Annotated in this window: 21 protein-coding genes and 1 pseudogene; 10 read left to right on the top strand and 12 right to left on the bottom strand. The window is 66.5% G+C overall.

The window, feature by feature from the left end; all coding sequences use genetic code 11:
- Positions 1 to 96: 96 nt before the first annotated feature.
- Together WS46_RS31650 and WS46_RS31645 are read left to right on the top strand one after the other, a co-directional pair.
- The gene (locus WS46_RS31650) at positions 97 to 723 is read left to right on the top strand and encodes a DUF47 domain-containing protein (RefSeq protein WP_044847234.1); all 627 of its coding nucleotides are present in this window, start codon (positions 97 to 99) and stop codon (positions 721 to 723) included.
- 10 nt (positions 724 to 733) lie between these two features.
- The gene (locus tag WS46_RS31645; RefSeq protein ID WP_059449911.1) at positions 734 to 1,744 is read left to right on the top strand and encodes an inorganic phosphate transporter; all 1,011 of its coding nucleotides are present in this window, start codon (positions 734 to 736) and stop codon (positions 1,742 to 1,744) included.
- Between the two features lie 124 nt (positions 1,745 to 1,868).
- On the opposite strand, the gene WS46_RS31640 is transcribed toward WS46_RS31645, so the two are convergent.
- Together WS46_RS31640 and WS46_RS31635 are read right to left on the bottom strand one after the other, a co-directional pair.
- Positions 1,869 to 2,927 carry a C40 family peptidase gene (locus WS46_RS31640; protein ID WP_059693289.1) on the bottom strand — a complete coding sequence of 353 codons (1,059 nt, stop codon included), beginning with the start codon at positions 2,925 to 2,927 and terminating at the stop codon, positions 1,869 to 1,871.
- Positions 2,928 to 3,163: 236 nt separating this feature from the next.
- Positions 3,164 to 4,972: a PhoH family protein gene (locus WS46_RS31635; RefSeq protein WP_059529806.1), complete on the bottom strand. Its 1,809-nt coding sequence runs from the start codon at positions 4,970 to 4,972 to the stop codon at positions 3,164 to 3,166.
- Between WS46_RS31635 and WS46_RS36975 the strand changes: the two are divergent.
- Positions 4,868 to 5,112: pseudogene (locus WS46_RS36975) on the top strand (hypothetical protein); the annotation flags it as partial. The gene WS46_RS31635 and the pseudogene WS46_RS36975 overlap by 105 nt on opposite strands.
- 192 nt (positions 5,113 to 5,304) lie before the next feature.
- Here WS46_RS36975 and WS46_RS31630 read toward each other — a convergent pair.
- The 9 genes from WS46_RS31630 to WS46_RS31590 form a co-directional block, all read right to left on the bottom strand.
- Complete coding sequence (locus tag WS46_RS31630) at positions 5,305 to 5,766, bottom strand: peroxiredoxin (RefSeq protein ID WP_006756046.1); 462 nt, start codon at positions 5,764 to 5,766, stop codon at positions 5,305 to 5,307.
- A gap of 108 nt (positions 5,767 to 5,874) precedes the next feature.
- Complete coding sequence (locus WS46_RS31625) at positions 5,875 to 6,771, bottom strand: polysaccharide deacetylase family protein (protein WP_059693286.1); 897 nt, start codon at positions 6,769 to 6,771, stop codon at positions 5,875 to 5,877.
- Positions 6,772 to 6,783: 12 nt separating this feature from the next.
- The gene (locus WS46_RS31620) at positions 6,784 to 7,839 is read right to left on the bottom strand and encodes a bifunctional UDP-4-keto-pentose/UDP-xylose synthase (RefSeq protein ID WP_059529811.1); all 1,056 of its coding nucleotides are present in this window, start codon (positions 7,837 to 7,839) and stop codon (positions 6,784 to 6,786) included.
- A complete protein-coding gene (locus WS46_RS31615; RefSeq protein ID WP_059693283.1) occupies positions 7,836 to 8,783 on the bottom strand; it encodes a formyltransferase in 948 nt (315 codons plus the stop codon). Before WS46_RS31615 ends, WS46_RS31620 begins: the two co-directional genes overlap by 4 nt.
- A complete protein-coding gene (locus WS46_RS31610; protein ID WP_059529818.1) occupies positions 8,780 to 9,802 on the bottom strand; it encodes a glycosyltransferase in 1,023 nt (340 codons plus the stop codon). The genes WS46_RS31615 and WS46_RS31610 overlap by 4 nt, the downstream gene beginning before the upstream one ends.
- Positions 9,803 to 9,808: 6 nt before the next feature.
- Positions 9,809 to 10,960, bottom strand: a complete 1,152-nt coding sequence (locus tag WS46_RS31605; protein ID WP_059604275.1) for a DegT/DnrJ/EryC1/StrS aminotransferase family protein — start codon at positions 10,958 to 10,960, stop codon at positions 9,809 to 9,811.
- Positions 10,961 to 11,097: 137 nt separating this feature from the next.
- Positions 11,098 to 11,469, bottom strand: a complete 372-nt coding sequence (locus WS46_RS31600; RefSeq protein ID WP_014896865.1) for an EamA family transporter — start codon at positions 11,467 to 11,469, stop codon at positions 11,098 to 11,100.
- Between the two features lie 13 nt (positions 11,470 to 11,482).
- Positions 11,483 to 13,159 carry a glycosyltransferase family 39 protein gene (locus WS46_RS31595; protein WP_059693280.1) on the bottom strand — a complete coding sequence of 559 codons (1,677 nt, stop codon included), beginning with the start codon at positions 13,157 to 13,159 and terminating at the stop codon, positions 11,483 to 11,485.
- Positions 13,160 to 13,293: 134 nt separating this feature from the next.
- The gene (locus WS46_RS31590) at positions 13,294 to 13,668 is read right to left on the bottom strand and encodes an Mth938-like domain-containing protein (RefSeq protein ID WP_059529828.1); all 375 of its coding nucleotides are present in this window, start codon (positions 13,666 to 13,668) and stop codon (positions 13,294 to 13,296) included.
- A gap of 316 nt (positions 13,669 to 13,984) precedes the next feature.
- Here WS46_RS31590 and WS46_RS31585 point away from each other — a divergent pair, with 316 nt between their 5' ends.
- The 6 genes from WS46_RS31585 to WS46_RS31560 all read left to right on the top strand — a co-directional run bounded on the left by WS46_RS31585 (position 13,985) and on the right by WS46_RS31560 (position 20,499).
- Positions 13,985 to 15,223, top strand: a complete 1,239-nt coding sequence (locus WS46_RS31585) for a pyridoxal phosphate-dependent aminotransferase (protein ID WP_059529831.1) — start codon at positions 13,985 to 13,987, stop codon at positions 15,221 to 15,223.
- 52 nt (positions 15,224 to 15,275) lie between these two features.
- Positions 15,276 to 16,604, top strand: a complete 1,329-nt coding sequence (locus WS46_RS31580) for a homoserine dehydrogenase (protein ID WP_059529834.1) — start codon at positions 15,276 to 15,278, stop codon at positions 16,602 to 16,604.
- A gap of 14 nt (positions 16,605 to 16,618) precedes the next feature.
- Entirely contained in the window at positions 16,619 to 18,070 is a 1,452-nt protein-coding gene (gene thrC, locus WS46_RS31575) for a threonine synthase (RefSeq protein ID WP_059693278.1), read from the top strand.
- A gap of 267 nt (positions 18,071 to 18,337) precedes the next feature.
- On the top strand, positions 18,338 to 19,585 hold the full coding sequence (glp, locus tag WS46_RS31570) for a gephyrin-like molybdotransferase Glp (protein ID WP_059529840.1): 1,248 nt from the start codon (positions 18,338 to 18,340) through the stop codon (positions 19,583 to 19,585).
- 19 nt (positions 19,586 to 19,604) lie between these two features.
- Complete coding sequence (moaD, locus tag WS46_RS31565; RefSeq protein WP_006758354.1) at positions 19,605 to 19,862, top strand: molybdopterin converting factor subunit 1; 258 nt, start codon at positions 19,605 to 19,607, stop codon at positions 19,860 to 19,862.
- 160 nt (positions 19,863 to 20,022) lie between these two features.
- The gene (locus WS46_RS31560) at positions 20,023 to 20,499 is read left to right on the top strand and encodes a molybdenum cofactor biosynthesis protein MoaE (protein WP_059693276.1); all 477 of its coding nucleotides are present in this window, start codon (positions 20,023 to 20,025) and stop codon (positions 20,497 to 20,499) included.
- A 69-nt stretch (positions 20,500 to 20,568) separates the two neighbouring features.
- Here WS46_RS31560 and WS46_RS31555 read toward each other — a convergent pair whose 3' ends face one another.
- Entirely contained in the window at positions 20,569 to 21,129 is a 561-nt protein-coding gene (locus tag WS46_RS31555) for a group III truncated hemoglobin (protein ID WP_059693274.1), read from the bottom strand.
- 264 nt (positions 21,130 to 21,393) lie between these two features.
- On the opposite strand from WS46_RS31555, the gene WS46_RS31550 reads away from it, so the two are divergent.
- Positions 21,394 to 21,912: an Rrf2 family transcriptional regulator gene (locus WS46_RS31550; RefSeq protein ID WP_059693272.1), complete on the top strand. Its 519-nt coding sequence runs from the start codon at positions 21,394 to 21,396 to the stop codon at positions 21,910 to 21,912.
- Positions 21,913 to 21,987 lie beyond the last annotated feature (75 nt).

Raw genomic sequence — 21,987 nt, 5'->3', positions numbered from 1 at the left:
CCCGGCGCGCGCATATGCGCGCGTCGCGTCGCAACCGAAAACGGTACAATATCGCCCGTTTTCGTGACAGTCGTTTGACAATCTCTCAGGAATCCCATGTTCGGTCGATTCATGCCCACCGAGGGCAAGTTCTTTGAACTCTTCAACGCGCACGCGAAGCACATCGTTTCCGGTGGCCGCGAGCTCGAACTGCTGATCGACAATCTCGCCGACGCCGAGATTCACAAGCAAAACGTGCAAACCGCCGAGAAGGCCGCTGACAAGCTGACGCATGAAGCGATCGATCTGCTGCACAAGACCTTCATCACGCCGCTCGATCGCGACGAGATCCACAAGCTGATCACGACGATGGACGACATCCTCGACCTGATGGAGGACGTCGCGACGGCCGTATCGCTGTACGACGTGCAATCCGTCACGTCCGAGGCGAGCCAGCTCGCGCACATCGTCACGCAGTCGGCGCAGCACGTGCAGCAGGCCGTCGGATTGCTGTCCGACATGAAGCAGTCGGCGCAGATCCTCAAGCAGTGCGAGGAGATCGATCGCTGGGAGTCGGAGGCCGATCGCGTGCTGCGCGCGGCAATGTCGAAGCTGTTCCGCGAGGAAGACGACGTGAAGACGCTCATCAAGCTGAAGGCGATCTACGAACTGCTCGAGGAGATCACCGACAAGTGCGAGGACGTCGCGAACATCATCGAAGGCATCGTGCTGGAAAACGCCTGAGCGGATCACGATGCATTCGATACAACTCGCCCTATGGATGGTCGCGACGCTCGTGCTCGTCGCGCTCGTATTCGACTTCATGAACGGCTTTCACGACGCGGCGAACTCGATCGCCACCGTCGTGTCGACCGGGGTGCTGAAACCCCAGCAGGCCGTGGTGTTCGCGGCCGCGTTCAACGTCATCGCGTATTTCATCTTCCACCTGAAGGTCGCGCAGACGGTCGGTAAAGGCACGATCGATCCCGAGATCGTCGACCACTATGTCGTGTTCGGCGCGCTGGTCGGTGCGATCGGCTGGAACGTGATCACGTGGTATTACGGGATTCCGTCGAGCTCGTCGCATGCGCTGATCGGCGGCCTCGTCGGCTCCGCGCTCGCGAAGTCCGGCTGGAGCTCGCTGAACATCGACGGCCTGATGAAGACCGTCGCGTTCATCTTCATCTCGCCGCTGCTCGGTTTCATCCTCGGCTCGCTGTTCATGCTCGGCGTGTCGTGGCTGTATTTCCGTACCGCTCCCAGCAAGGTCGACCGGCGCTTCCGCCGGCTCCAGCTGCTGTCGGCCGGTCTGTACAGCCTGGGTCACGGCGGTAACGACGCGCAGAAGACGATCGGCATCATCTGGATGCTGCTGATCGCGTCGGGCTATGCGTCGGCGACCTCCGATGCGCCGCCCGCGTGGGTGATCGGCGCGTGCTACCTGTCGATGGGTCTCGGCACGCTGTTCGGCGGCTGGCGCATCGTCCGCACGATGGGCCAGAAGATCACGAAGCTCAAGCCGGTCGGCGGTTTCTGTGCAGAAAGCGGCGGGGCGATCACGCTGTTCATCGCGTCGTTTCTCGGCATTCCGGTGTCGACCACGCACACGATCACCGGTGCGATCGTCGGCGTCGGCGCGACGCAGAAGCTGTCGGCCGTGCGCTGGGGCGTTGCCGGTAATATCGTGTGGGCCTGGGTGCTGACGATTCCGGCGTCCGCGCTGATCGCCGCCGGCGGATGGTGGGTCGGGCATCAGATCTTCTGATTCCGACGCTCACTGACGACGCGACATGCGCCGCAAACCGAAAGGTTGCGGCGCATTTTCTTTGGTGATCGGGAAAGGCGCAGATGGGCCGGGAATGGTGGGGTTGTGGCCGGGATGAGGCCGGTCAGTAACTGCCGTTCGCGAAGCGGGCGATCGGATCGTCCGCGGTGCCGGTGCGCGGGCCGAGCGGTGCGGATTGCGTCGACGCACGCAGTACCTGCACGGGCTCGATGCCGCGCGGCGACGTCGCTGCGGCGGCGGGCGGGGGCTCCGCATCGAACGCGGCAGCCTGGGCGGCCGTCAGTGCCATCGTCGGAATCTGCGTGCCGGTCTCCGTCGGGGCCGTGGTCGCCGCTATCGCGGTCATGTCGCCATTCGCGGATGCCGCCTGCTGCTGGGCTGCCGGCACGCGCGGCGGCGGAGGTTCGTACGGATCGGCGGGCGTGGCGGCTGCCGGGGCGACCGCTGCGGTCGATATGACCGGTGCCGCCTGGATGACCGGAGCCGGCGACGGGGCCGCGTCGGCTTGTGACGAAGCGTAGGCCGGCTGCCGCGGCGCGGCGGCTGCGACGACCGGGGCCGGTGCGGCCGTCGGCGCATCGCGTCGTGCCTCGTAGGTCGGCGCATCGAACGGCGCCGGCGTGCCGCGCGGCGGCGCGACGCGGCGAATGCCATCGAAGCGCTTGGCCCAGTACGGGTTCGTCAGGTAGTCGAGCCGCACGGTGCCGCCGGTCGACGGCGCGTTGACGAAGCGCAGCTTGCCGACGTAAATGCCGACGTGCGAGTGCGGGCGGCCGGTCGTATTGAAGAAGACCAGGTCGCCCGGCGCGACCTGGTCGGGGTCGATCGACACGCCGCGGCTGCTCATGTCGGCGGTCGTGCGCGGCAGGTTCACGTCGGCCGCGCGGCCGATCACGTAGCGCACGAGCCCGCTGCAGTCGAAGCCGCTCGTCGGCGTGTTGCCGCCCCAACGATACGGCACGCCGACGAGGCTCATCGCCTGGATCGAAATCTCTTCCTGACCGACGCTGTGATCGACGAATTTCGGGAAATTGGCGGGCGCCGGGAACGCGCGCGGCGTCGTGATCTTCATGCCGGAGGTGCGCGAAGCCGACTGCGGCGGCACGCTGGAGCAGGCCGCGAGCAGTGAAACGACGGCGACGGGAACCCAGATTCGAAGCATGACAAGGCGGACGAGCGCGGAACGCTCGCGAATCGTATGACAACAGACAGACCCGATGGTAGACGTTCCGGCGGGGCTTAGGCAACCATTCCTGAGAATTTACTTGAAGTTTCGCGCGTAAGTGAGGCTGTTGCGTAACGAAGTGTGACCAACGTTTCCGACCCCAAAAATAAAAACGGCGCTCCGGAAACGGAGCGCCGCGTGGCGTCGACGGCCGGCGGTCGGCCGGTCGCGCGTTAGAGGATGTCCGACGCGTAGTCGGCGAGCCGCGAGCGTTCGCCGCGCGCGAGCGTGACGTGGCCGCTGTGGCCCCAACCCTTGAAGCGGTCGACGACGTAGGTCAGGCCCGAACTGCCTTCGGTCAGGTAAGGCGTGTCGATCTGCGCGATGTTGCCGAGGCACACGATCTTCGTGCCGGGGCCCGCGCGCGTGACGAGCGTCTTCATCTGTTTCGGCGTGAGGTTCTGCGCTTCGTCGATGATCAGGTACTTGTCGACGAACGTTCGGCCGCGCATGAAGTTCATGCTCTTCACTTTCAGGCGCGAACGGATCAGCTCCTGCGTCGCCGCGCGGCCCCATTCGCCGGCTGCGTCGTCGGTTTTCTGCAGCACTTCGAGGTTGTCGTCGAATGCGCCCATCCACGGCTGCATCTTCTCTTCCTCGGTACCGGGCAGGAAACCGATGTCCTCTCCGACGGGCACGGTCGCGCGCGTCACGATGATCTCGTTGTAGCGCTTGTCGTCGAGCACCTGCGCGAGGCCGGCCGCGAGCGCGACGAGCGTCTTGCCGGTGCCGGCCTGGCCGAGCAGCGTGACGAAGTCGATCTCGGGGTTCATCAGCAGGTTCAGCGCGAAGTTCTGCTCGCGGTTGCGCGCGGTGATGCCCCACACGTTGTTCTTGTGGTGGCTGTAGTCGCGCAGCGTCTGCAGCAGCGCCGTCTTCCCGTTCAGCTCGCGGACGATCGCATGGAACGTCGGTTCGCCGTTCTGCGGCTCGAGATAGACGAACTCGTTGACGAGCATCGACGCGACGAGCGGGCCCGTCACGCGGTAGTACGTGGTGCCCGTCTTCGTGTCCTGCCAGCTCTCCATGCCCTTCGCGTGCCGGGTCCAGAAGTCCTGCGGCAGTTCGCGCACGCCGGTATAGAGGAGGTCCTTGTCCTCGAGTACCTGGTCGTTGAAGTAGTCTTCCGCGGGCAGGCCGAGCGCGTGCGCCTTGATTCGCATGTTGATGTCTTTCGACACCAGCACGACCTGACGGTCCGGCCGGTCGCGCTGCAGCGCGCGCACGACGCCCAGGATCTGGTTGTCGGCCTTGCCTTCCGGCAGGCCCTCGACGGGCGGAATGTTGGTGAGCGTCGTCTGGAAGTGCAGGCGGCCGAGCGCCTCGCGGCTGCCGAGGCGCGACAGCGGAATGCCGTTCGTGATCGGGCCCGCGTCGGCGACCAGCGCGTCGAGCGTGCGGCTCACCTGGCGCGCGTTGCGCGCGACTTCCGACATCCCCTTCTTGTGGTTGTCGAGTTCCTCGAGCGTCATCATCGGCAGATAGACGTCGTGTTCCTCGAAGCGGAAGAGGCTGCTCGGATCGTGCATCAGCACGTTGGTGTCGAGCACGAACAGCTTCTGCAGCTCGGCCTCGGCCGGCTTGCGGCTGCGCGACTTCGTCGCGGCGCCGGCATCGCGTGCGGGCGCCGCGGCCGGTTTCCCGGCGGCGGGCTTGTCGTGGCGTGCCTCGACCGGCGCGATGGGCGCAGCTTCGACCGGCGCCTGCATCGGCTGCAGCAGCGCCGCGGTCTGTTTGGTCTTGCGGCCGCGTGCCGGTGTGCTCGCGGCTTCTTGCGCCGACGACGCGACGGCGCGCAGCGGCGCGGCCGTGTTCGCGGCTTCGGTCATCGGTTGGGCCACGCTGGCCGGGCCATAGTCACCGGCTGTGGATGCGTCCCCTTCGGCGGATTTCTTCGCGGCTTTCGCGGGCCGCGCTTTCGCCTTGTATTCGTCGGGCGGCAGCAGGCTGCCGAGCTTGCTGGGGGGGGTAGGCAAAGGCATGGTGTCCCTCGGGAGGAATCGTGTCGCATGAAGTGCGCCGCTGATCGCATCCTGCGTGACGTACACGCATGCAGTTTGCGCGCGGTGGCGCACAGGAATATCGTCTAGCCGGTTCGCCTAAGTGTCGATCAGCTCCTTGACGGGGTGAGGGCCGGACCGAGGGCCGGCGCGCAGTCCATAAAAAAAGCCGCTGCCCCGTCGACAGGGACATGCGGCTCGGCTGATACCGTCGTAATGCGCGTCAGGTGCCGGAAAGCAACGCAACGGGCACCGGTGCAGCTACGAGAAATATGGGGCGAACTGGCATTCATTGCGGCCCAATATAACGCGGCTCAAAGCGCTTGTACAGCACTTAGCACGTCGTCCACGTGACCGGGCACCTTGATGCCGCGCCATGCCTGGCGAAGCACGCCGTCGGCGTCGATCAGGAACGTCGAACGCTCGATTCCGCGCACTTCCTTGCCATACATTTTCTTCATCTTGATGACATCGAACAGCGCGCACAGCGCTTCGTCGGCATCGGAGATCAGCGGGAACGGCAGTTCGAGCTTTGCCTTGAAGTTGTCATGCGAGCGCAGGCTGTCGCGCGACACGCCGATGACTTCGGCGCCGGCCTTCTTGAACTTCGGATAGAGATCGCGGAACTGCAGGCCTTCGGTGGTGCAGCCCGGCGTGTTGTCCTTCGGATAGAAATACAGGACGAGCTTCTTGCCCTTCAGGTCGGACAGCGAAATGTCGCCGCCCGTAGCCGGTGCGGTGAAATCGGGAACTTGACGGTCAACTTCGACGGACACGTGTTTCTCCTGTTGTTATGGAAAGGCGCCGCTCGGGCGGCGCGGTACGGCGGGACGTTGCGGCGGCACGCCGCAAGGGCGGGGCCGGCGGGGCCGGCGCGCGCGAACTCAGTCGGGCTGGACGATCAGTTCGCCGGAGCGGCCGGGAATCTCGCCCCACGTGACAGGGTACGATGGCAGCGAGTCGCGGTCCAGCGTCGCGTGGTAATCGCCCATCGTCGCAAACGTATGGCCCTGCGCGCGCCACCCGGCGAGCAGCTGCTCGAACACCGGCGCGAGCTTCTGGCCTTCCAGTTCCGCATGCAGCGTGAACACCTGGTCGTGCGGATTGGTCTCCGTGAACTTCAGGATATGCGCGGCGACGTTGTGCGTGTCGATGCCGTCGATGCCGAGCACTTCGTCGAGCGTCGGCAGCGTGGTCGGCATCTGCACGTGCGACAGCGTGCGGCCGCCGACCACGGGCAGGTACGGCGAATGGCCGCGACCGTCGGATGCGTAGCGCATCCCCCATGCGTCGATCTGCTCGAACGCCGCGTCGTTCATCTGCCAGCCGGCCGCGCCGTGCGTGATGGGCGGCGCGCCGAAGACGTCGACGAAGCGCGCGTGGCTCTTCTGCATTTCACGCGCGGTCCAGTCGCGATCGCGCACGCGCACGTTGTCTTGCCAGTACACATGATCCCACGTGTGGATCCCGCATTCGAAGCCGGCCTCGTGGATCGCGCGCATGTCCGCGATCGCGCGGCGGCCGATGTCGGGGCCCGGCAGCAGCACGCCGTACATCAACTGCTTCACGCCGTAATGCTCGACCACCGACGTGCGCGACACCTTCTTCAGGAAGCCGGGGCGGAACACGCGCCGCAGCGCCCAGCCCGTGTGATCGGGCCCGAGGCTGAAGAGGAAGGTCGCGCGCGCACTGAAGCGGTCGAAGATGCGCGCGAGGTTCGGCACGCCTTCGCGCGTGCCGCGCAGCGTGTCGACGTCGATCTTGAGGACGATACGAGCCAAGCGAGCGTCCCGTCAGTTCTGCTGCTCGACCAGCGCGCGCGCGTCGGCGACATGGCCGCGATACGCTTCGAAGATCTTGCGCAGCGCGTCGTCGAACGTCGATTGCGGCGCCCATGCGAGCTCCTGCATCGTGTTGTCGATCTTCGGCACGCGGTTCTGCACGTCCTGGTAGCCGTTGCCGTAGTAGGCGCCCGACGTCGTTTCGACGAGCTGCACCTGCTTCGCGGAGCCGGCGTATTCCGGGTATTCGGCGGCCAGTTCGAGCATCTTGTGCGCGAGCTCGCGAACCGAGAAGTTGTTCTTCGGATTCCCGATGTTGTAGATCTTGCCCGACGCGACGCCGTTCTTGTTCTCGATGATCTTCATCAGCGCGCTGATGCCGTCGTCGATATCGGTGAACGCGCGCTTCTGCGAGCCGCCGTCCACGAGGCTGATGTTCTCGCCGCGCACGATGTGGCCGAGGAACTGCGTGACGACGCGCGAGCTGCCTTCCTTCGGCGTGTAGATCGAGTCGAGGCCCGGGCCGATCCAGTTGAACGGACGGAACAGCGTGAAGTTCAGGCCTTCCATCCCGTAGCCCCAGATCACGCGGTCCATCAGCTGCTTCGAGCACGCGTAGATCCAGCGCGGCTTGTTGATCGGGCCGTAGGTGAGTGCCGATGCATCCGGGTCGAACTGCTCGTCCGAGCACATGCCGTAGACCTCGGAGGTCGACGGGAACACGAGGTGCTTGCCGTACTTGACGGCCGAACGCACGATCGGCAGGTTCGCCTCGAAGTCGAGCTCGAACACGCGCAGCGGCTGCTGGACGTAGGTCGCGGGCGTCGCGATCGCCACGAGCGGCAGGATCACGTCGCACTTCTTCACGTGATACTCGACCCACTCCTTGTTGATCGTGATGTCGCCTTCGAAGAAGTGCATCCGCTCGTGGTTGACGAGGTCGCCCAGCCGATCGGTCTGCATGTCCATGCCGAACACTTCCCAATCGGTGGTTTCAAGAATGCGCTTCGACAGGTGATGGCCGATGAAGCCGTTCACACCCAGGATCAGGACTTTTTTTGCTTTCATGAATGACGGGAAGAATGAATGAACTGCGCGAATTCCGCGGGCGTCACGACGGTTTCGCTGCCGTCGCGCTGCTGCCACAGCTCGAGAATGGATAGGGCGCGGCTGTCGCCGCAGACGCCGAATAGCGCATTATCGCTTACGTGCAGGCCGGGCGGCAAATCCGCCGCGGCCGCGGCGACCGCGCTGCCGGGCGCCGCGAGGCGCGCGCGGGCGATCACGAACCGCGTGCCGCCGACGTCGGTGAACGCGCCCGGATACGGGGGCGCGACCGCGCGAACCAGGTTGTAGACCTGCGCGGCCGGCTTCGACCAGTCGACGCGGCCGTCCTCCGGCTTGCGTCCGCCGTAGTAGCTGCCGTTCGAGAGATCGTTCGGCAGATGCGGCGCATCGCCCGCGAGCAGCGCGGGCAGCACGCGCCAGAGCGTCTGCTCGGCGGCCACCGTCACCTTGTCGAACACCTGCGTGGCCGTGTCGTCCGGCAGGATCGGCACCGCGGTCTGGCCGATGATCGCGCCGGCGTCGGGCTTCGCGGCCATCTCGTGCAGCGTCGCGCCGGTTTCCGTTTCGCCGTTCAGCACGGCCCAGTTGGTCGGTACCCGACCCCGGTATTTCGGCAGCAGCGAACCGTGCATGTTGTACGCGCCGCGCGGCGCGATCGCGAGCAGGTCCACCGGCAGCATGTGGCGGTAGTAGAACGAGAAGATGAAGTCCGGCTGCGCGTCGGCCACCGCGCGGCGCAGTGCCGGATCGGCGGGGTCGGCCGGCGTGACGACCGGGATCCCGTGCTCGGCGGCGACGGATGCGACGCTGCCGAACCAGATGTTCTCGTTCGGATTGTCCTCGTGCGTGACGACGAGCGCGACGTCGACGCCGCGTGCCAGCAACACCTGCAGGCACCGCACGCCGACGTTGTGATACGCGAAGACGACGGCGCGCGGCTTCATTGCGACACCCCCGTGCGATTCGTGCCGGCCGGCACCGCCGGCATGCCGTCATGCTGTTCGAGCACGGCCTGGATCAGGTAGCGCGGCCGTGCACGCACCTGCTGGTAGATGCGGCCGACGTATTCGCCGAGCAGGCCGAGCGCGAAGATGATCACGCCGAGCAGGAAGAACGTGATCGCGAACAGCGTGAACACGCCTTGCACTTCCGCGCCGACGATGAAACGGCGCACGAGCAGCAGCACGAACAGCGCGGCGGAGCCGAGCGACAGGATCACGCCGATGAACGAGAGCCACTGCAGCGGCACGACCGAGAAGCCCGTCACGAGGTCGAAGTTCAGCCGGATCAGGCTGTACAGCGAGTATTTCGACTCGCCCGCGAAGCGTTCTTCGTGCGCGACCTCGATTTCGGTCGGGTTCTGCGCGAACGTATAGGCCAGCGCGGGGATGAACGTGTTGACTTCGCCGCACACGTTGATCGTGTCGATGATGCGGCGGCTGTACGCGCGCAGCATGCAGCCCTGGTCGGTCATCTTGATCCGCGTGATGCGCTCGCGCAGCCGGTTCATCATCTGCGATGCCTTGCGCCGCCACAGGCTGTCCTGACGCTGCTTGCGGATCGAGCCGACGTAGTCGTAGCCCTCGCGCATCTTCGCGATCAGCTTGCCGATTTCCTCGGGCGGGTTCTGCAGGTCGGCGTCGAGCGTGATGACGATGTCGCCGCGCGACTGCGCGAAGCCGGCGAGGATCGCCATGTGCTGGCCGTAGTTGCCGTTGAGCAGCACGACGCGCGTCGTGTCGGGGCGCACGTGGAACTGGTCCGCCAGCATCGCGGCCGAGCGGTCGCGGCTGCCGTCGTTGATCAGGATCACTTCGTACGACGTGCCGAGTGCGTCGAGTGCCGGGTACAGGCGCGCGAACAGCGCGGCCAGGCCCTCTTCCTCGTTGTACACGGGGATGATGACCGATACCTCCGGGTTCGCGGCGCCCGGATGCCCGGCGCGTGCTTCAAGGTGATTCATGTACGCTTATTTTCCGTATTGTTCGCAAATCTGGTTGACGGCGTCGGCCACGCGACGCACGTCGTCTTCCGTCATCTGGGTGAAGAGCGGCAGCGTGACGGTCGATGCGCCGTATCGTTCGGCGTGGGGGAACATGCCCTCCTTGAAGCCGCGTGCACGATACAGCGTGAAAAGATGGATGGCCGGGTAGTGGACGCCCGTGCCGATCCCGCGTTCCTTCATCTGCGCCATGAAATCGGCGCGCGAGATCGACAGACGGTCGAGCGGCAGCGTGACCTGGAACATGTGCCAGTTGCTGTTCTCGAAATCGGCGACGGGCAGGCCGAGCCCGAGCTTCACGGCCGGGCCGCCGTCGAGCGCGGCGAAGTACGCGCGCACGAGAGCGCGGCGCTGCGCGGTGAAGCGCTCGAGATGCGGCAGCTGGCCGAGGCCGACGCGCGCGGCGACGTCGGTCAGGTTGTACTTGCCGCCGAGCACGTCGCAGTCCATCCCGTCGAAGCCGGTGCGCGTGATGCCCTGCAGGCGGTACTTCTGCGCGAGCGTCGCCTCGTCCTCGTTGTTCAGCACGAGCGCGCCGCCTTCGATCGTCGTCAGGTTCTTGTTCGCGTGGAAGCTGAACGACACGATGTCGCCGATCGCGCCGATGCGCTTGCCTTTCCAGGTCGAGCCGAGCGCCTGCGCGGCGTCCTCGATCACGCGCAGGTTGTGTGCGCGCGCGATTGCGTACAGGCGGTCCATGTCGACCGGCAGGCCGGCCAGGTAGACCGGGATGATCGCCTTCGTGCGCGGCGTGATCGCCTGCTCGAGCTTGTCGAGGTCGATGTTGCGCGTGACGGGATCGATGTCGGCGAATACGGGCGTCGCGCCCGTCTCGAGGATCACGTTGCTGGTCGACACCCACGACGCCGGCGTCGTGATCACCTCGTCGCCGGGGCCGACGCCCGCGATGCGCAGGCCGATCTCGAGCGTGCAGGTGCCCGAATTGAACGCGCGGACCGGACGGCCGCCGCAGTACTCGGACAGCGCTGCCTCGAATTTCTGGCTTTGCGGGCCGGTGGTGATCCAGCCCGAGCGCAGCACTTCGACGACACCCTGGATGGTTTCCTCGTCGATCTCGGGGCGGGTGAACGGCAGGAACGGAGCGGTAGTCTGGCTCATGAACGCTTGTGGCCTGTAATGGCTGGTAATAAAGGGGTCGGGCGATCCGGCCCGAAACCGGCATTAAACACCGGTTGCCGGATTCGTACCGTGATTTTTTGTAGGCGGACGCTTAATGCCGCCGGGCCGGGGCGCGCTCAACTGCGCGCGAGCACGAGCACGCCGATCAGGATGATGCCGATGCCGACGAGCCGCTGGACCGACAGCACCTCGCCGAACAGGTACCAGGCGGCAAACGCGTTGACCACGTAGCCGAGCGACAGCATCGGGTACGCGATCGACACGTCGACCCGCGACAGCCCGAGAATCCAGACGACCACGCTCAGCACGTAGCAGCCGAGGCCGCCGATGATCGGCAACTGGGTCGCGATCTTCAGGCCGACCGGGATGATGTTCGCACGGCTGAATTCGAAGTGTCCAACGGCGTTGACGCCGGCTTTCAGCAGGAGTTGCGCACAGGCGTTGAGCATCACGCCGGTGATGATGCAGACGAACGAAACGGGATTCATGCGGCGGGCGTCCTTACGATTGCGGTTTCTCGACGATCACGCGGCGGTTGTCGCGCGCGATCACGCGCATCGGCACGCCTTGCTTGACCAGCGTGTCGTACTGGCCGGGGGGCATGATCGCGAGCGCATGGGTTTCCTGCTTCCAGCGTTCGATCCATTGGTCGACGGTCGGGATCCACTTGTTCGGCTCGACCGAGATCCCGAATGCGAGCTCGTCCTGGCGCTGGACCATGATCGTCGTGTGGCCCATATAGAACGGGAACGTGTGATCGAGCATCTCGATCGAGTAGAACGGCGTGTCGGGCGGCAGCTTCGCCAGTTCGGCGCGCACGGCGGGCGCGAGCAGCGCGCCCGAGCTGTAGCGCCCGAACTCGTCGTGACCGGTGCCGCCGATCGTGCCGAACGCGAGCCACGCGGCGCCGAACGCGGTGATCGCGGCCGCGACGCCCACGCGACGGTTCAGCCATGCGGCCGCCAGCGTCAGCGCGCCCGCGACCGCGAGGCCCGCGTACAGCCATAGCTGGAACGCGCGGTACAGCGCGTTCGGCGTGCGCGCGTCGCCCTGATACGCGAGGAAGATGATCCCGAACGCCGCGACGACGAAGAACACGAGGTAGCCGAGCAGGTGACGGCGGAACCGGTCGGCGCTCATCAGCGGCAGGTACGCGCCGATCATCAGCGCGAGCGCGGGCGCGACTGGCAGCACGTACGAAATCAGCTTCGAATGCGATGCGCTGAAGAACAGGAAGATGAACGCGCTCCAGATCAGCAGCACGAGCATCGGGGAGAAGCCGTTCGGCTGACGCGGCATGCGCAGTGCATGGCGGAGGCTCTGCCACGCGACCGACAGCCACGGCAGGAAGCCGACCAGCAGCACCGGCACGAAATAGTAGAGCGGGCCCGGGCGGTTCTGTTCCGGGGTCAGATACCGGCGGAACTGCTGGACGATGAAGAAGAAGTTGAAGAACTCGGGGTTGCGCTGCTGGACGAGCACGAACCACGGCGTGACGATCGCGAAGAAGATCACGAGGCCGCTGACCAGATACAGCCGCTTCCACAGCGCCCAGTCGCGGGCGATCAGCGTATAGAGCACCAGCACGGCGCCGGGCAGGATCAGGCCGACGAGGCCCTTGGACAGCACGGCGAACGCCATCGCGGCCCAGCACGCCCACATCCAGCCGCGCGCCGCGCCCGCCTGCAGCCCGGGCCGCTGCGCGAGCAGCAGCGAGCAGAGCGACAGCGTCATCCAGAACGCGAGCCCCATGTCGAGCGCGTTGAAGTGGCCCATCAGGTTCCAGTACGGCGAGCACGCGAGCACCACGGCCGCGAGGAAGCCGGACAGCGGGTTGAACAGGCGCGCGCCCGTGAAGCCGACCAGCAGCACGCCGGCGAAGCTGGCGAGGCCCGTGTAGAGGCGCGCCTGCCATTCGCCGATGCCGAACCACGCGAACGTCAGCGCGTTCAGCCAGGTCTGCAGCGGCGGCTTCTCGAAGTACTTGTAGCCGTTGTAGCGCGGCGTGATCCAGTCGCCGGTGACGAACATTTCCCGCGCCATTTCCGCGTAGCGGCCTTCGTCGCTCGGGATCAGGTGGCGCAGCCCGAGCGGCGCGAACCAGACGATCGCGAGCGCGACGAGCAGGAGGACGAGCGTGATGCGGTTGAGCGGTAGCCTCGACGGCGTATCGTTCATGGATTTTCAGCCTGTTGGTTGTTGTGAGAGCCGCCGGCGGGTTGCGCCGGGGCGGTCGGCTTGCCGGTCATCGACCCGGACGACGATCCGGGGATCGACCCGGTGTGCCGGCCCGAGTTTTACCGCAACAGTGATTAACGTTCAATTAAGAGCGCGGCGGCGACCTTGCGGCCCTCGGCCATCAGGATGTTGTAGGTGCGGCAGGCGGCCTGGAAATCCATCGTCTCGACGCCGATCCGCTGGGCCGTGAGCGCGGCCACGAGGCGCGGGTGCGGGAAGCGCAGCCGCGCGCCGCTGCCGAAGATCACGAGCTCGGGCGCCGGGTCGAGCAGCATCGCGAAATGCTCGGGCGCGAGCGCGTCGAACGACGACACGGGCCAGTCCCGCACCGGTGCGCCGGGCAGCACGATGACGCTTCCTTCGTGGCGTTGGAGGTTGACGTCGACATAATCGGGGCCGTAGCCGGTGACGGTATTGAGCGCGCCGCTCGTGTCCTGGTGCAGTTTCAAATCGGTATTCCGCGGTTCCGTGGAGGGAGTGTCTGGCAAGGGCCGCACGGGCCCGGGCGGCCGGTTTCGCGACCGCCGCGCGCGGGACGCCTGACGGCGCGGGCCCGGAGCGGCCATGGTGCATTGCGAAAGTCGGCCAAAATCCGCTAAATTATAACTTTTTGGTCGCCCCCGGGCGCCACTTGCATCGTGCGTCGCCACAAGCCGCGTCCGACCGCCCGCATTTTCCCCAGTCTAGACAGCGCGCACAGACCGGCCGCTCTCCAGTTTTGATCCCGTCCCCCGGCCGCAAGGCCAACCCAGGAACCGTGTCGTCGTGAAACCGATTCAGAAGTCGAACAAGCTGCTCAACGTCTGCTACGACATCCGTGGCCCGGTGCTCGAGCACGCGAAACGCCTCGAGGAAGAAGGCCACCGCATCATCAAGCTGAACATCGGCAACCTCGCGCCGTTCGGTTTCGACGCGCCGGACGAAATCATCCAGGACATGATCCGCAACCTGCCGGCGTCGTCAGGCTATTCGGATTCGAAGGGCGTGTTCTCGGCCCGCAAGGCCGTGATGCACTACACGCAGCAAAAGGGTGTCGTCGGCGTCGGCCTCGACGACATCTACATCGGCAACGGCGCGTCCGAGCTGATCGTGATGGCGACCCAGGCGCTCCTGAACGACGGCGACGAAGTGCTGCTGCCGGCGCCCGACTACCCGCTGTGGACGGCCGCCGTGAGCCTGTCGGGCGGCACGCCCGTGCATTACGTGTGCGACGAGCAGAACGCGTGGATGCCCGACCTCGACGACATCCGCAGCAAGATCACGCCGAACACCAAGGCGATCGTCGTGATCAACCCGAACAACCCGACCGGCGCGCTTTATTCCGACGAATTGCTGCGCGATCTGCTCGAGATCGCGCGCCAGCACGGGCTGATCGTGTTCGCCGACGAGGTCTACGACAAGATCGTCTACGACGGGCTCGAGCACACGGCGCTGGGCTCGCTGTCGGAAGACGTGATCACCGTCACGTTCAACAGCCTGTCGAAGAGCTATCGCTCGTGCGGCTATCGCGCGGGCTGGATGGCCGTGTCGGGCCTCGGCGGCGACAACCGCCGGCGCGCGAAGGATTATCTGGAAGGGCTCGGGATCCTGTCGTCGATGCGCCTGTGCGCGAACGTGCCCGGGCAGTTCGCGATCCAGACCGCGCTCGGCGGCTACCAGAGCATCAAGGAGCTGATCGTGCCGAGCGGGCGCCTGTACAAGCAGCGCGAGCTGGCGTACGACATGCTCACGTCGATTCCGGGCGTGACCTGCGTGAAGCCGCAGGCCGCGCTGTACATGTTCCCGCGCCTCGATCCGAAGCTTTATCCGATCCAGAACGACCAGCAGTTCATCCTCGACCTGTTGCTCGAGGAACGCGTGCTGCTCGTGCAGGGGACGGGCTTCAACTGGGCGGCGCCGGATCATTTCCGCGTGGTCTTCCTGCCGAACCTCGACGACCTGACCGATTCGATCAACCGGATCGCGCGCTTCCTCGACGGCTACCGCAAGCGCCATTCGGTCTGAGCGGACAAGGTCCCCGGCATTCATTCATTCTTACTCATCGATCACACGCAGCATGGAACCGATCAAAGTTGGCCTGTTGGGCTTCGGCACCGTCGGCAGCGGCACCTTCACGGTGCTGCACCGCAACCAGGAAGAAATCAAGCGACGCGCGGGGCGCGGCATCGAGGTCGCGCGCATTGCGGTGCGCAACCCGGCCAAGGCGCAGGCCGCGCTCGGCGGTAACGCCGGCGCCGCGCAGATCACCGACGATTTCAACGCGGTCGTCGACGATCCGTCGATTTCGATCATCGCCGAGATGATCGGCGGCACGGGCATCGCGCGCGAGCTCGTGCTGCGCGCGATCGCGAACGGCAAGCACGTCGTGACGGCGAACAAGGCGCTGCTCGCGGTGCACGGCACCGAGATCTTCGAGGCCGCGCGCGAAAAGGGCGTGATGGTCGCGTTCGAGGCGGCCGTCGCCGGCGGCATTCCGATCATCAAGGCGCTGCGCGAAGGCCTGACCGCGAACCGCATCCAGTACATCGCCGGCATCATCAACGGCACGACGAACTACATCCTGTCGGAAATGCGCGACCGCGGCCTCGACTTCGCGACCGCGCTGAAGGCTGCGCAGGAGCTCGGTTACGCGGAAGCCGATCCGACCTTCGACATCGAAGGCGTCGACGCCGCGCACAAGGCGACCATCATGAGCGCGATCGCGTTCGGCGTGCCGGTCCAGTTCGACCGCGCGTACGTCGAAGGCATCAGCAAGCTCGACGCGACCGACATCCGCTACGCGGAAGAGCTCGGCTACCGGATCAAGCTGCTCGGCATCACGCGCCGCGCCGAAAACGGCATCGAGCTGCGCGTGCATCCGACGCTGATTCCCGAGAAGCGCCTGCTCGCGAACGTCGAGGGTGCGATGAACGCGGTCGTCGTGCACGGCGACGCGGTCGGCACGACGCTGTATTACGGCAAGGGCGCGGGCGCGGAACCGACCGCGTCGGCGGTCGTCGCGGATCTCGTCGACGTCACGCGCCTGCACACGGCCGACCCCGAGCATCGCGTCCCGCATCTCGCGTTCCAGCCGGACAGCCTGTCGAACACGCCGATCCTGCCGATCGAGGAAGTGACGAGCGGCTACTACCTGCGCCTGCGCGTGGCCGACCAGACGGGCGTGCTCGCGGACATCACGCGCATCCTCGCCGCGACGGGCATCTCGATCGACGCGCTGCTGCAGAAGGAGTCGGAGCAGGTCGACGACGCGAACGGCGAAACCGACATCATCCTGATCACGCACGAGACGCTGGAGAAGCACGTGAACGCGGCGATCGCGCAGATCGAAGGCCTCGCGACGGTGGTCTCGAAGGTGACGAAGCTGCGCATGGAAGCGCTGAACTGAGGACCAGGAACGACATGAACTACATCTCCACGCGCGGCGCCGGCATCGGCGAGCGCCACACGTTCTCCGACATCCTGCTCGGCGGTCTCGCGAAGGACGGCGGGCTGTACCTGCCGGCCGAGTATCCGAAGGTGTCGGCCGACGAACTGGCCCGCTGGCGCACGCTGCCGTACGCGGATCTCGCGTTCGAGATCCTGTCGAAGTTCTGCGACGACGTGCCGGCCGACGACCTGCGCGCGATCACGCGCCGCACGTATACGGCCGCCGTGTACAGCAACACGCGCCACGGCGAGAACGCGTCCGACATCACGCCGCTGAAGACGCTCGGCAGCGAGAACGGCGCGCCGATCTCGCTGCTCGAACTGTCGAACGGCCCGACGCTCGCGTTCAAGGACATGGCGATGCAGCTGCTCGGCAACCTGTTCGAGTACACGCTCGCGAAGCACGGCGAAGCGTTGAACATCCTCGGCGCGACGTCGGGCGACACGGGCAGCGCGGCCGAATACGCGATGCGCGGCAAGGCCGGCGTGCGCGTGTTCATGCTGTCGCCGCACAAGAAGATGAGCGCGTTCCAGACCGCCCAGATGTTCAGCCTGCAGGATCCGAACATCTTCAACCTCGCGGTCGAAGGCGTGTTCGACGACTGCCAGGACATCGTGAAGGCCGTGTCGAACGATCACGCGTTCAAGGCGCAGCAGAAGATCGGCACCGTCAACTCGATCAACTGGGCGCGCGTCGTCGCGCAGGTCGTGTACTACTTCAAGGGCTATTTCGCGGCGACGACGTCCAACGACGAGCGCGTGTCGTTCACGGTGCCGTCGGGCAACTTCGGCAACGTCTGCGCGGGTCACATCGCGCGGATGATGGGCCTGCCGATCGCGAAGCTCGTGGTCGCGACCAACGAGAACGACGTGCTCGACGAGTTCTTCCGCACCGGCGCATATCGCGTGCGCAGCGCGGAAAACACGTATCACACGAGCAGCCCGAGCATGGACATCTCGAAGGCGTCGAACTTCGAGCGCTTCGTGTTCGACCTGCTTGGCCGCGATCCGGCACGCGTGATGCAGCTATTCCGCGACGTCGAGGAGAAGGGCGGTTTCGATCTCGCGGCGAGCGGCGACTTCGCGCGCGTCGCCGAGTTCGGCTTCGTGTCGGGTCGCAGCAGCCACGCGGACCGCATCGCGACGATCCGCGACGTGTTCTCGCGCTACGACACGATGATCGATACGCACACGGCCGACGGCGTGAAGGTCGCGCGCGAGCACCTCGACGCGGGCGTGCCGATGATCGTGCTCGAGACGGCCCAGCCGATCAAGTTCGGCGAGACGATCCGCGAGGCGCTCGATCGCGAAGCCGAGCGGCCGGCCGCATTCGACGGGCTCGAGGCGCTGCCGCAGCGTTTCGAGGTCGTAAAGGCCGATGCGCAGCAGGTGAAGGACTTCATCGCCGCGCATACGGGCGCATAACGTAGCAGCCGGGGCAGCGCCGGGCCGCGGGGTCGCAAGCCCCGCGGCTCAGGACGGCCGGAATACCGATTCGTCGCACGGATCGGGGTTCCGGCCGTTTCGCTTGGTGGCGGCCGCGCGCGGGCGCGTTGCCGGATGGCGCGCGAAACGAGTGCCGGGGCAGCGCGTTCGCGCCGATCACAGTTGCCGCATGTCCGGCATATCGCACGTGGGCGCGATGGCGTCGCTACAATGACGTATTGATTCCAACGATCCCCGATTCCATCGATGTCGAACCCGAATCCCGCGGCGCCGCGCGCGCCGATGCTGTCGACCGCCGAAGCGCTCGCTGCGCTGCTCGAAGCCGCGAAGCCGCTGCCCGGCGCCGAAACCGTCGCCACGCTCGACGGTCTCGGCCGTGTGCTGGCGGCCGACGTGAGCTCGCCGCTCGACGTGCCGCCGATGCATACGAGCGCGATGGACGGCTATGCGGTGCGCGTCGCTGACCTGCTGCACGGCGAGCGGCGCCTGCCGGTGTCGCAGCGGATCCCGGCCGGCCACCCGGCCGCGCCGCTCGCGGCGGGCACGGCCGCGCGGATCTTCACCGGCGCGACGGTGCCGCCCGGCGCCGATGCCGTCGTGATGCAGGAGCAGACGTCGGCCGACGGCGATGCGGTCGAAATTCTCCACACGCCGAAGGCCGGTGAGTGGATCACCGCGCAGGGCGCGGACATCCGCCAGGGCTCGGTGATCCTGCCGGCCGGGACGCGGCTTACCCCGCAGGCGCTCGGGCTGGCCGCGTCGGTCGGCTGTGCGCAGCTGTCGGTCGCGCGGCGGATTCGCGTCGCGGTGTTCTTCACCGGCGACGAACTGACGATGCCGGGCGAGCCGCTGAAACCCGGCGCGATCTACAATTCGAACCGCTTCACGCTGCGCGGGCTGCTTGAGCGGCTCGGCTGCCACGTGACCGACTTCGGGATCGTGCCCGACTCGCTCGCCGCGACCCGCGACACGCTGCGCGAGGCCGCGCGCGATCACGACGTGATCCTGACGAGCGGCGGCGTATCGGTCGGCGACGAGGATCACGTGAAGCCTGCCGTCGAGGCCGAGGGGCGGCTCGCGCTGTGGCAGATCGCGATGAAGCCTGGCAAGCCGCTCGCGTTCGGCGCGGTGCGCCGCGGCGACGCGCGTCCCGACGCGCATTTCATCGGGCTGCCGGGCAATCCCGTGTCGAGCTTCGTCACGTTCCTGCTGTTCGTGCGGCCGTTCCTGCTGCGCCTGTCCGGCGTGCGCGACGTCGCGCCGCGTGCGCTGTCGCTGCGCGCGGACTTCTCGCAAAGCAAGGGCGACCGGCGCAACGAATTCCTGCGCGCGCGCGTCAACGCGGCCGGCGGCCTCGACCTGTTCCCGAACCAGAGCTCGGCGGTGCTGACGTCGACGGTCTGGGGCGACGGCCTGATCGACAATCCGCCGCAGCATGCGATCAGCGCGGGCGAGACCGTGCGTTTCATTCCGTTTTCCGAACTGCTGTCGTAACGCGACGGCTTCCTGACCCATGAAGATTCAACTGAAATTCTTTGCGAGCGTGCGCGAGGCGCTGGGCGTGTCCGACGAACAGGCTGACGTGCCGGACGGCGTGACGACCGTCGGCGACGTGCGCGCATGGCTGCGCCTGCGCGGCGGCGCGTGGGCCGAGACGCTCGCCGAAGGGCGCGCGTTGCGCATGGCATGCAATCACGAGATGACCGACCCCGATACGCGGCTCACCGATGGTTGCGAGGTCGCGTTTTTTCCGCCCGTGACGGGCGGTTGAGCTTTGCATGGGACCAGAGTAAAGCGCTGAAGCGCTAACTCTGGTCGACCGCGAAGCATGGGACCAGAGTAAAGCGCTAAAGCGCTAACTCTGGTCGACCGCGAGGCATGGGACCAGAGTAGAGCGCTAAAGCGCTAACTCTGGTCGACAGAGGCAGACGATGGCTACGGTACGAGTACAGACTAACGATTTCGACCTGAACGCGGAGGTGGCGGCGCTGCGCGCGCGCAACCCGAAGATCGGCGCGGTCGCCTGCTTCGTCGGCACCGTGCGCGACCTGAACGAAGGCGATTCGGTCGCCGCGATGGAGCTCGAGCACTATCCAGGGATGACCGAGAAGGCGCTCGAGAAGATCGCCGCCGAGGCCGCCCGGCGCTGGCCCGGGATCGACGTCGCGATCGTGCATCGCGTCGGCCGGCTGCTGCCGCTCGACCAGATCGTGATGGTCGCGACGGTCGCATCGCATCGCGGCGACGCGTTCGCGTCGTGCGAGTTCGTGATGGACTACCTGAAGACCGAGGCGCCGTTCTGGAAAAAGGAAACGACGCCGGACGGCGAGCGCTGGGTCGACGCCCGCAGCACCGACGATGCGGCGCTCGCGCGCTGGGGCGTCGAATCGGGCAACACGCCGCGTTGAGCGCGGCGTTCGTGTCGTGCGGCGACGTGCCGCAGGCACTCAAGCGCTCCGGCGCTGCGAATCGTCGTGTCAGGCGTCCGGATCGGTTCCGCGCCCGATGATCTTCGTCGGAAACGGCTCGCCGCGGGCGCGTGACGGCAGCGCATGCGGATCGTCGCCCGTGTCGCGACGGCGTGGCGCGATCGCGTCGAGCAGCGCCTGCTGCTCGGGCGGAATTTGATAATCCCAGCCGAAGCGGCTCAACTGCAGGCTCTGCGCGATGCGCAGCGCGGGCTCCATGAAGCGGATGGCCGCGGGCGGCGTGTAGCGCCCCTCGACGGTCTTCAGGAACAGCGACAGCCAGCGGCTGAAATGCGCGGGCTCGATCCCGTCGAGTGGCTGGTGCGCCTGCTGCACGTTGCCGCGATAGCCCTTGGTGCCGAGCACAAGGCTCGACCAGAAGCTTACCATCTTCGGCAGATGGTCGTCCCAGCGGCCGTCCAGCTTCGCGTCGAACACGGGGCCGAGCAGCGGATCGGCGCGCACGCGCTCGTAGAACGCGTACACGAGGTCGCGGATGTTGTCTTCGGTCGGTTCGGCGTCGCGAGGGCGGGCCGGGGCGGTTTCGGGCGTGGCGGGCAGAGCGGTCATGGCAAAAAGGGCCGGGAAATCAGGGCGTCGGCGTCGTGTCGGCGGAACGGCAGCGTGGGCAACGCGCAGGACGCCGACAGAATTTTCACGCAAAATAGCGTCCACCGATGCCTGAAAAATGCGTAGGTGCCATGCATCTTATTGCGCGCCGGCCGTCCCGGCAACCCGGCGCCGTCAAGCGGCCTCGAGAACCGTCGCGGCGCGCGTTTCGATTGATCCGGCCCGCTTGATCGGGGCGCGATCGATCATTTTCCGTATTCGCTCATGAGACTCACCGACTACACCGACTATTCGCTGCGCGTCATGCTGTACCTGGCCGTGCGCGGCGAGGGGCTCGCGACGATCCAGGAGATCTCGGACGCCTACGGCATCTCGAAGAACCATCTGATGAAGGTCGTGCAGCAGCTCGGCGAGCTCGGCTGGGTCGATACCGTCCGCGGCCGCAACGGCGGGCTGCGGCTGTTTCCCGATTCGCTGAAGCTGACGGTCGGCCAGGTCGTGCGCGCGACCGAGAACGATTTCGCGCTGGTCGGCTGCTTTGCGCCCGACGGCGACGAGTCGCGCGGCTGCGTGATCGAACCGCAGTGCCGCCTGAAGGGCGTGCTGGCGGCCGCGCGCGACGCATTCTTCGCCGAACTCGACCGTCACACGCTCGGCGAACTGACCGTGCCCGCGTCGCCGCTCATGGCGCTGCTGGGCATTCGTCCGGTCGCGCTGGTGCGTGCCGAGCCGTCCGGGGACGACGCGCCGGCATCCGCCGCATCGCCGTCGAAGGTCGGCTGACGCGCCGGCACCGTCGCCGCCAGCCGGGCGGCGGCCGGCCCGCAGGCCGCCGCATCGCCAGCCGGCGATTTTTGC

The sequence above is a fragment of the Burkholderia sp. RF4-BP95 genome (assembly GCF_001521985.1).
Classification (GTDB): domain Bacteria; phylum Pseudomonadota; class Gammaproteobacteria; order Burkholderiales; family Burkholderiaceae; genus Burkholderia; species Burkholderia diffusa.
Note: the sequence above shows the minus strand (reverse complement) of the source record. Positions and strands in the feature narration are given on the sequence as shown.